The 9739-nt window shown below is 47.7% G+C and carries 10 protein-coding genes and 2 pseudogenes; 7 read left to right on the forward strand and 5 right to left on the reverse strand.

Annotation, left to right across the window (positions count from 1 at the left end):
• Positions 1-362: pseudogene (locus QCH34_RS02060) on the forward strand (A/G-specific adenine glycosylase); the annotation flags it as partial.
• Positions 363-371: 9 nt separating this feature from the next.
• On the opposite strand, the gene QCH34_RS02065 reads toward QCH34_RS02060, so the two are convergent.
• A complete protein-coding gene (locus QCH34_RS02065; RefSeq protein ID WP_300329255.1) occupies positions 372-848 on the reverse strand; it encodes a pyridoxamine 5'-phosphate oxidase family protein in 477 nt (158 codons plus the stop codon).
• Positions 849-904: 56 nt separating this feature from the next.
• Positions 905-2062, reverse strand: a complete 1158-nt coding sequence (locus tag QCH34_RS02070) for an MFS transporter (RefSeq protein ID WP_300329257.1) — start codon at positions 2060-2062, stop codon at positions 905-907.
• Positions 2063-2150: 88 nt separating this feature from the next.
• Here QCH34_RS02070 and QCH34_RS02075 point away from each other — a divergent pair, with 88 nt between their 5' ends.
• The 3 genes and pseudogenes from QCH34_RS02075 to QCH34_RS13290 all read left to right on the forward strand — a co-directional run bounded on the left by QCH34_RS02075 (position 2151) and on the right by QCH34_RS13290 (position 4023).
• On the forward strand, positions 2151-2837 hold the full coding sequence (locus tag QCH34_RS02075) for an HAD-IA family hydrolase (protein ID WP_300329260.1): 687 nt from the start codon (positions 2151-2153) through the stop codon (positions 2835-2837).
• Positions 2838-3075: 238 nt separating this feature from the next.
• Positions 3076-3741, forward strand: a pseudogene (locus QCH34_RS02080) (cation transporter); the annotation flags it as partial.
• Positions 3742-3789: 48 nt separating this feature from the next.
• Positions 3790-4023, forward strand: a complete 234-nt coding sequence (locus QCH34_RS13290) for a cation transporter dimerization domain-containing protein (RefSeq protein ID WP_366898218.1) — start codon at positions 3790-3792, stop codon at positions 4021-4023.
• A 90-nt stretch (positions 4024-4113) separates the two neighbouring features.
• Here QCH34_RS13290 and QCH34_RS02085 read toward each other — a convergent pair whose 3' ends face one another.
• Entirely contained in the window at positions 4114-4449 is a 336-nt protein-coding gene (locus tag QCH34_RS02085; protein WP_300329263.1) for a DUF1622 domain-containing protein, read from the reverse strand.
• Positions 4450-4606: 157 nt separating this feature from the next.
• Here QCH34_RS02085 and hxlB point away from each other — a divergent pair, with 157 nt between their 5' ends.
• The 3 genes from hxlB to QCH34_RS02100 are packed head-to-tail and all read left to right on the forward strand — an operon-like array spanning position 4607 to position 7356.
• On the forward strand, positions 4607-5209 hold the full coding sequence (gene hxlB, locus QCH34_RS02090; RefSeq protein WP_300329266.1) for a 6-phospho-3-hexuloisomerase: 603 nt from the start codon (positions 4607-4609) through the stop codon (positions 5207-5209).
• A gap of 11 nt (positions 5210-5220) precedes the next feature.
• On the forward strand, positions 5221-6315 hold the full coding sequence (locus QCH34_RS02095; RefSeq protein ID WP_300329268.1) for a pyridoxal phosphate-dependent aminotransferase: 1095 nt from the start codon (positions 5221-5223) through the stop codon (positions 6313-6315).
• Between the two features lie 9 nt (positions 6316-6324).
• Positions 6325-7356, forward strand: a complete 1032-nt coding sequence (locus QCH34_RS02100) for a M42 family metallopeptidase (protein WP_300329271.1) — start codon at positions 6325-6327, stop codon at positions 7354-7356.
• A gap of 82 nt (positions 7357-7438) precedes the next feature.
• Here QCH34_RS02100 and lysS read toward each other — a convergent pair whose 3' ends face one another.
• Together lysS and QCH34_RS02110 are read right to left on the reverse strand one after the other, a co-directional pair.
• A complete protein-coding gene (gene lysS, locus QCH34_RS02105) occupies positions 7439-8956 on the reverse strand; it encodes a lysine--tRNA ligase (RefSeq protein ID WP_300329274.1) in 1518 nt (505 codons plus the stop codon).
• 126 nt (positions 8957-9082) lie between these two features.
• On the reverse strand, positions 9083-9739 hold a 657-nt coding region (locus tag QCH34_RS02110; RefSeq protein ID WP_300329277.1), incomplete at its 5' end, for a TIGR00266 family protein.

The raw sequence follows: 9739 nt of genomic DNA on the forward strand, positions 1-9739 counted from the left end.
ATGATATCCATGATGCTGAGATCCTGCCTGTCATCCGCGATGCACTCTACCTTGATAACCCAGGGGAATGGTATAGTGCGCTCATGGATTATGGAACAAATCTGAACAAACGGCTTACAAATCCAAATAAGCGGAGCAGGCATTATACACGCCAGGCTCCGTTCGCAGGATCAGATCGGGAGATCCGGGGCTCTGCCCTCCGACTCCTCCTTGAGAGAAAAGAGATCGAAAAAAGCGCTCTTATCAGTGCGCTTACGGTTACAAAAAACAGAGAGAAAGGACGAATCGAGAGAGTACTTACAGATCTCGAAAAGGAGGGTTTTGTCCGGGAAGATGCGGGTTTCTATTCTATAAAAGAATGATAATATTGATTACACATTCTTCAGCGCGACAATATCCTTTACACCGGATAGTCTCCAGACCATCGATCGCTCTTCCAGCGCGATGGATTCGGGTGGATCCTGTGGAGAGTGACCGAGCGCTGCGAGAATATTGTTTGAGAGTTTCCGTTCTTTGATCAGGCTTACAAAATTCTCGCGAACGATCTTCTTCTCGATTGAGTCTGTTACTTCCTCAATTCTTCCCTGCATCGTCACAAATGTATAACAGGAGAGATCCTTTGAGTACTTCTCCACCTCAACGGAAACATAGGGACTCTCCCGGAAGAGGTTTACTTTTCTGCCATACTTTGTCGAAAGGAAATACAGGTGTTTTCCATCGAATACGTAGAGAAATGGGGCAATGTAGGGGTATTTCTCTCCCTGAAACGCTATCCGGGATACATATCCTTCCTCAATAAGCCGGTCGTACTCCTTCTTCTCCATCTTCGGGATCTTAATGATCTCCATCCAATTCACCTGATTAACGATACTGTCTCAGTCGTTTTAAAGGTATTGTTTTTATCTTAATGATAGGAGTCAATGCCTGCACGCCAGGCAAGTATCAGAAATGCTATGGCAGCAATAAGGGAAATAATACCCGCAATCTCAAATACTGCCCTGATATCAAGGATATCCATGATGTAGCCGGAGATGATTGGTGAAGATACCATTCCGACACTCATAGCGGTATTAAATGCACCCATACATGCTCCCTGCCCAAATTCCCGTCCGGCAATAGCAACTACTGCCGTGGATGCAGGCATTGCAAGTGCACTGCCGATTCCAAGAATAAAGGAGACGACGATCAATCCAAAGAATCCTGCGGTAAAAGGAATAACGATCAGGCAGAGAGAGACAATGACGGTTCCGATCACAATAAGGCCGGTTTTCGAAAAGATATCTGCAAATAATCCAAATGGACGCTGGAGAAGACCGGTTGCCAGTATTGATAATGAGATGATAACTCCTGCCTCAAATGCAGAGAGTCCAAACCAGAAGGTGGCAATGACCGGCAGAAATACCATGAATGTCCCATTTGCATAGGCATTCATGATCCGGAAGAAGAGGATCGGCTTCATGTGGGTACTCCCCGCTGCCAGCCGTATTGACGAGTTCATCCGATGAAGAGATGGGGCTTCCGGAAGGAATACAAGGCAGATCAGAAAGGCGGCAAATGAAAGTGCTGCCATAAGGAGAAAGACCATCTCAATACCCACAGCATCAAGGATGGCACCTCCGATCAATGGCCCGCAACCAAGGCCAAGGAAGAGCGAGGTATTGAATGAGCCCATGCAGATTCCTTCCCTGCCGGGCGGGGAGAAATCCGCAACATATGCCATGGCAACAGGAACAACCATAGCCGAGGCAAATCCATGGGCAATCCTGACAAGAGTCAGCCCGGCCACAGAGGAGGCGAAGATATAGGCAACCGAGAGGATTGTAAAGAGCGCAAGTCCGATGAGGATGAAATATTTCCTCCCTTTCCGATCTGAATATCGGCCGATGAGGGGCATAAAAACCGCACGGGACAGGGCAAAACCTGAAAAGATCAGCCCGATTCCAATGCCTGTAGCTCCAAGGGTGTCGGCATAGTAGGGGAGGAGAGGAACCACAATCCCAAGCCCAAGCATCGAGGCAAAGACGGCGATGAAGAGAACCCGGAGACTAAGCCTCTTCTTCAAAAGAAACCCCTCTTTCTCGCATTGTATCAACTGTTTCTATCCAAACCTGTATCAAGCTGCGCATGCAACCTTAAGGTGTCTGGTGGATATGCAGGATTTCCTACTCCATGACGGTCTCTTTGATGCCGTCCTTTTTGATCTCGATAACACACTTGTTGATTTTATATCCGCTAAGAAGAAGGCCTGCGCTTCTGTCATCGAAGAACTGGGTTGTGGCAATCCTGATGAACTCTTCTCATACTTCCTCAGGAAGCGGTATGGGTTTGAAGACTATGGAAATATATTTGATTATCTCTCTGATATCGGGATTCAGGGATCAGCAACATATCTTGAGTCATGTACAATCTATGAGAATGAAAAACTCCTCAATATCCATCCATATCAGGGGATTGAAGAGATGCTTTCAGGACTCCGCTCGAAAGGAATGCGGCTTGGCGTTGTGACGGACGCAGATTCAGATCATGCGGAAAAAAGGCTGAAAAAGGCAGATCTTTTTCAGTATTTTGACATTATAATGACTCCGGATATCAGTGGCAGCCGAAAGCCAAATCCAGACTCATTTCTGATGGCCCTGGACTCGGTCCGGGCCGATCCGGTTCATACAATACATGTCGGAGATAGTATCCGCCGGGATATCGAACCGGCAAACCGTCTTGGGATCTGCACCATTCATGCTGCATATGGAGACTGGCATCCTGATGAGACGAAGGAGTCCTCTGTCCGGACGCTCCGGGTTGATCGATCCGAGGATCTTCTCCGCCTGATGCTTGGGTAACTAGTGGTGACTCTGACTCATTTTTGTACAAATATGTACTATATGTTATCTGTCCTGATCAGTACAGAATGATTAATTGTGTTTGCTCCTTTATTGAAATGAAAATAGAATCTGGTTTTAACGGATATGGACGAACCAGGAATAATACCACAGCGTGATTCTCTTAAGGCTGGCAGGGAACGAGTACAAATATTGTGATATTTTATTTAGATACAGAAGTATATATTATAAGAATTCTATGACCGCTGCAATCAAATCCTTGCCGGCTAAGGAGGGATCTGTCGATGTGGCAGAACATGAACGGGAACATGCCCTGTTCCTGAACCTTCTGGTGGCAACTGCTCCTGCAATCCCAAAGCTCATCGCAGCGGCACTCTCAGGATCGGTAACCCTGCTTACGTCCGGCATGAAAACGATCAACGAGGCCCTCGCAATCCTGATTGTGTGGATTATATCCCGGACAATTGCTCGGGGAAATAATGGTAAATATGATTACGGGATGGGAAAATTTGAGAACCTTGCCAGGATCGTTACCGGTGGCCTGATCCTTGTATCGGTTCTGATCCTTATCCTCGCTGCCATATTCCGCATCCTCTTTCCTGCAAATATCGGCAGCGGATGGGCCCTTGTCGGGATGATCATCGTCATCATCATGGCTGCGGTTGACAGTTACTTCTGGATTAAGAATTAACGGATCGCTCTGCGGGAACCCTCACCCATTATGGATTCACAATCCCACCTTTTCCGTTTAAAAGCCATTTCAAATATTGTCGTCCTTGCAACCCTGGTTATTGCAGTACTCTGCGCAGGGAACTGGTGGTCGGTTTATATCGATCCGGTTGCCTCGTTTGTTGTCATGGGAATTCTCCTCTATTCTGGCTATACCATGATCATCTCCTCGCTTCCTGATCTTCTGGATCAGACAATTGAAGAGGAACTCCAGCTCATCGTGATGAAAGAACTGGCTGAACATTTTCATAACTACAAACAGATCCATGAGATAAAATCCCGGCAGAGCGGAGGGAGCATCTATGTTGATATTTTCCTGGAGTTTGGGCCAGATCAGCTGATGGGCGATGTTCAGGATATCATGGATCTGATGAAATCATCTCTTGAGATCCAGATCCCAAAAAGCTCGGTGAATATTATCACTTCACGTGGTAGGGACAACCTTTGCAGGTTCTAAAATACTATACATGATGCTTTCAGGCAAACAGGCATACAATATGAAAATACCATGATAATGTTTCAGTTTTTCGAAAATTATGAGGATTATTTAGCTATCTTCCAATGGATACTCCTGCGTCTCTTTTGAAAGGAAGTAGGAGAGGACAGTTCGTATTGCGACAATTGCACCGAGGAGCATAACATCCTCTATTGAAGGCGCGATGATTGTTGCAAGAAGATCAGCTGCAATGATAAACTCAAGCCCAAAAATCAGCTTGTTTGTGAAATCTCTCCGTATGTAATTATATGAAAAAGCGGAATTTTTAAGGACTTCGATTTGAAAAACCCCGACAGCTCCCCGCAAGCCCCCATAGATGATCATGATAGCACCGACAATCTCGAATAGGATGATAAAGGAATCCAGGAAAAGATGCAGATAATCCATAATAATCTATCAATTGAGTGACCCCTACATAAGGTTCACGGAATGTCTGTTAGTTTTCAGAGTCTTCCATCAGAACCCAGGTAACCTCTTCTGAGTATTTCATCATCTGGGATATTCTCAATAAGGGTGCGGTATAAGATGATCACAGGTATGCCCAATGAGTAACGATGGAGGAGTTCTCGGAATGATGAAGCTGATGGCAAAAAAGATACAGTCCATCGCCGAATCAATCGCTGATGAAGAGGTGGAGGGATTTTCAAAGGCCATTTTATCTGCAAATCGCGTCTATGTTATGGGGGCCGGGAGATCAGGGCTGGTGGCAAAAGCATTTGCGATGCGCCTGATGCATCTTGGCTTCACCTCATTTGTGGTTGGAGAGACGATTACCCCGGCAATTGAGAAGAATGATATGCTTATTGCTTTTTCAGGGTCAGGAAACACCCGATCAATTGCCGACGTCGCCCAGACAGCAAAAGGACTTGGTGCAACTGTCGGACTGATAACATCAAATAAAGAATCAACGATCGGACAGATCGCCGATACAATCGTGGTCATAGAAAGCCAGCGTGATGCTGTCACTGATGAATCCCATGAATATGATATCCGCCAGATGATGGGTGAACACCGATCATTTGCTCCTCTTGGAACTATATTTGAGACTACATCAATGGTCTTCTCCGATGCCCTTGTCTCCTATCTGATGGAGATCACCGAGACATCCGAGGGAGAGTTAAAGAAACGGCATACCAATATCGAATAAGAGGATTGTTTATGCAGTTTGCTGACAGGGTAATGAATCTTGAAATCTCCGGGATCAGGAAGATCTTCGAGGCGGCCGGGCCGGATGCGATCAGTCTTGCCCTTGGCCAGCCTGACTTTGATACACCGCTTCACATAAAAGAGGCGGCGATACAGGCGATACGCGATGGGAAAACCGGATATACGCCAAATTCCGGAATACCGGAATTGCGTGAGGCAATCTCCCAAAAATTCAGGCGTGAGAACAATCTCCAGTATTCGCCATCAGATATCATTGTCTGTGCAGGTGCAAGCGAAGCACTGAATATCGCAATACAGGCGATAGTCAATCCCGGTGATCGGGTTGTCTATTCAGATCCCGGATTTGTCTCGTATGGTGCGCTCGCAGAACTTGCCGGAGGCATCCCGGATCCGGTTCCGCTGGGAGAGGATCTGAGAATCGATCTCAATCGAACCTGTGAGGCAATAGATGGTGCCCGGATGATCGTCCTGAACTCCCCCTCCAATCCGACAGGAATGGTTGAATCTGAGGAGACGATCAGGGGTATTGTTGAGTATGCTGATGATCAGGGGACTCTTGTCATCTCTGATGAAGTATATGAGCACTTCATCTACGGGGGAAAGCATTACAGTGCTGCCCTGTATGGAGATAATGTCATCACCATCAATGCCACCAGCAAGACCTATGCGATGACGGGCTGGCGGCTCGGACTTCTTGCAGCACCTTTAGAGATAGCCGAGGAATGCCTGAAAGTCCATCAGTACACAATCGCCTGTGCATCATCCATCTCCCAGTATGCTGCTCTTGCAGCGTATACCGGGGATCAGGGTGTTGTCAAAGAGATGAGGGATGAATATCATGCCCGCCGCGACCTGATGGCAGGAGGCTTGAAGGAGATGGGCTTTGATTTCTGCGTTCCTGAAGGGGCGTTCTATCTCTTCGTCCCGATGAGCGCAGAACAACTGGAGGCGATCATCTCAGCAGGCGTGATTATTGTACCGGGCACCGCGTTTGGCGCCAAAGGGACCGGATATGCCAGGATCAGTTATGCAGCCTCACAGGATGCCCTGAAAGAAGCACTTAATCGGATACGAAACGTTGTATAAGTGAATATCATGGTACTCGAATTACTCAGAAAGCTCTCGGATGCGCATGGCCTCTCTGGCCGTGAACAGAACATCCGGGAGATCATCAAAGAAGAGATTGCCCCTTATGTCGATGAGATCAGAACCGATTCTATGGGCAACCTGATTGCAGTTAAGAAGGGTGGGAACTTCAAGGTGATGCTGGCTGCCCATATGGATGAGATCGGTTGTATGGTCCAGTATATCGATGACCGTGGCTTCATCAGGTTTGTCACCATCGGTGGCTGGTTCACCCCTGCACTCTATGCCCAGCGTGTGATTCTCCATGGAACAAAAGGTCCTGTTACCGGAGTGCTTGGTGGAAAGCCTCCCCATATGATGTCCGATGAAGACAGGAAGAAGACCCTGAAGCCGGAAGATCTCTTCATCGATATTGGTGTTACATCGGCTAAAGAAGCAGCAGAACTCGGAATCGAGATCGGATGTCCGATCACTATCGATCGGGAGCTCAGGGAGCTTGCAGGCAGCAGGATCACCGGGAAGGCATTCGATGATCGGGTCGGTGTTGCAATGATCATCGAGACGCTGAAGCAGCTTGAGACTGAACATACGGTCTATGCAGTCTTTACAGTCCAGGAAGAGGTGGGGCTGAAAGGTGCAAAGACAAGTGCCTATGCAATCAACCCGGACTGCGCCATAGCAATAGACGTCACTATCCCTGGCGATCATCCTGGTATTGAAAAGAAAGATGCGAGTATCGAGATGGGCCAGGGTCCTGTTATCATTCTTGTTTCTGCCAGCGGGAGAGGTTTGTTATCTGATCAGACAATGGTCCGGTGGTTGAGGAGCACAGCCGATGCATCCGGCATTCCATACCAGATTGAAGTTGGAACAGGAGGCAATACCGATGCGACTATCATTCATCTTGAACAGGGTGGTATCCCAAGTGTCCCGTTCTCGATTCCTGCCCGCTATATCCACTCCCCGGTTGAGGTGGTGGATATGCAGGATATCAGGGATGGGATCAGAATCCTTTCAGCGGCATTAAAAACACAGCCATAAGAGGAATAATCTCTCTTTTTTTCGAAAAAAATTGTTGAGATTATCAGGATAACCCGATAATCTCTCTGTGGGTATCAATTTATTATTCTGATACTTCGTCTTCGGACTCCGCATCACCGAACCTTATCGGCTTCATGGAGGGGAAGAGGATCACTTCCTTGATCGAGTTCTGCCCGGTTGCGAGCATCACAAGCCGGTCGATCCCAATCCCGACTCCGCCTGTCGGGGGCATGCCGTACCCAAGCGCATTGATAAAATCATAATCGATCATCTGTGCTTCGAGATCGCCACGCTGGCGTTTGGCATCCTGTTCTTCGAATCTCGCCTTCTGATCGAGTGGATCATTCAGCTCGGAGAAGCCATTTGCAATCTCCATGCCTGCGATAAAGAGTTCAAAACGCTCGGTGAAGCCGGGTTTTGTCCGGTGCTTCTTGGCAAGCGGCGAGTTTTCAATCGGGAAGTCATAGATGAATGTTGGCTGGATCAGCGTTGGTTCGACATAATGCTCAAAGAAGAGCACAAGGAATTCACCCGGAGTTGCAGCCTTCTCCCAGCCGTCGATCCTCTCTTTCTCAGCAAGCTCCCTGAGCTCTTCAACCGTCTGGGCATGGATATCAATCCCGGCTGCATCAAGCACCGCTTCTTCCATGGATATCCGGCTCCATGGTGTGGAATAGTTGATTGGCTCCCCTTCAAAGACAACTTCAGATGTTCCGGCAGCCTCATCGATTATACCTGATATAAGATCCTCGGTGAGGGTCATCATATCATTGTAATCTGCATAGGCAGAATAGATCTCAACCATCGTGAACTCGGGATTATGATGGGTATCGATATCCTCGTTCCTGAAGTTCTTTGCAATCTCAAAGACCTTCTCAAACCCTCCGACTATCAACCGTTTCAGGTACAGTTCAGGGGCAATCCTGAGGTAGAGTTTCTGATCGAGATAGTTGTGGTAGGTGGTAAACGGCCGGGCATTTGCGCCCCCATAAATCGGCTGGATAGTCGGGGTCTCAAATTCCATAAATCCGTTGCCAGAGAGATCTGATCTGAGCTTGCTGATGATTCTGCTCCGGGTTTTAAAAATTGACCTTGCCTCATCGTTTGTGATGAGATCGAGGTATCGCTGGCGGTATCTCGTCTCCACGTTTGTCAGACCATGGTACTTTTCAGGAAGTGGACAGATTGCCTTTGAAAGAAGGGTGATCTCATCAACCCAGATGCTGATCTCGCCAACCTTTGTCCTGAAGATATGCCCCCTGACACCGACGATGTCCCCGACATCAATATTTTTTGCAAAAAAGGTAAACGCGTCATCACCAAGATCATTTTTCCGGATATAAAGCTGAATCCTTCCGCTTTCATCTCCGAGATCGGCAAAGACAGTCTTCCCATGTGATCGTTTGGTATAGAGCCTGCCTGCAACAGATACTGCCTCTTCACTTTTATCATGTGAGATCTCTGAGAATCTGTCTTTTATCTCCGCTGCATGATCTTTTCTTGCATATTCCCAGGGATAGACCAGGATCCCGCTCTCCTGCAGTTCCTTGAGTTTATCCACTTTCTGTTCATCAAAATTCAGGCCGGGCGTCTCAGTCATGGAAAATCGTCCTCTGTGATACGGATTGCACTCGCTATTCAACCCGATGGTATTTACCCAATATAATCGCATGGAGAAGTATTAAGGTGTGAGGGTGGGCTTCATCCTCACGTGTACAAGAAAAGATTACCTGGATTTTGCCTGCACCCTCGGCTCAATGATCGACCAGATCATCTCTGCCAGTTCGCGGACATTCTTTGTCTGGATATAGATCTCGCCAGGTCCGGTGATCTCTGTGACAAGCCCCTCACCTGAGAGGAGAGTTTCTTTCAGCCCACCAAACTTAGTCACGCGGTACTGGCAGGTATCGCTGAAGGCAACAAGATGGAAATTATCCACAATCATCTTTTCACCATCTTTCAGCAGATGCTTGTCAATTGCTCCAAACGTATTAATAAAGAGCGTTCCCTCTCCGGATACCTTGATCATCAACAGTCCCTGCCCAAAGAGACCTTTTGTGAATCCCTCCCACTTCATATCAAGATCCACACCTTCGGTGGCGGCGAGATAGGATGATTTCTGGACGATAAAACCATTTCCGGGCGCGATCCCAAGGGTCTCCACATCTCCAAGTGGTGCTGCACTAAAGGCGGCTTCGGCGGGTTCACTACCGGCAGTATAATCAGTAACAAAGAAGCTCTGCCCGCCAAGGAGGGAAAGCCCGATTGATCCGAGCAGGCTCTTCTCGCGCTTCCTCGTCGATACAGTGATCGAGGGATGCATATATGTCATCGCACCGGCTTCTGCTGTGATCTTCTCACCGGGACTTAAAGTTACCACAAG

This window comes from Methanocalculus sp., from assembly GCF_029762515.1.
GTDB lineage: Archaea > Halobacteriota > Methanomicrobia > Methanomicrobiales > Methanocorpusculaceae > Methanocalculus.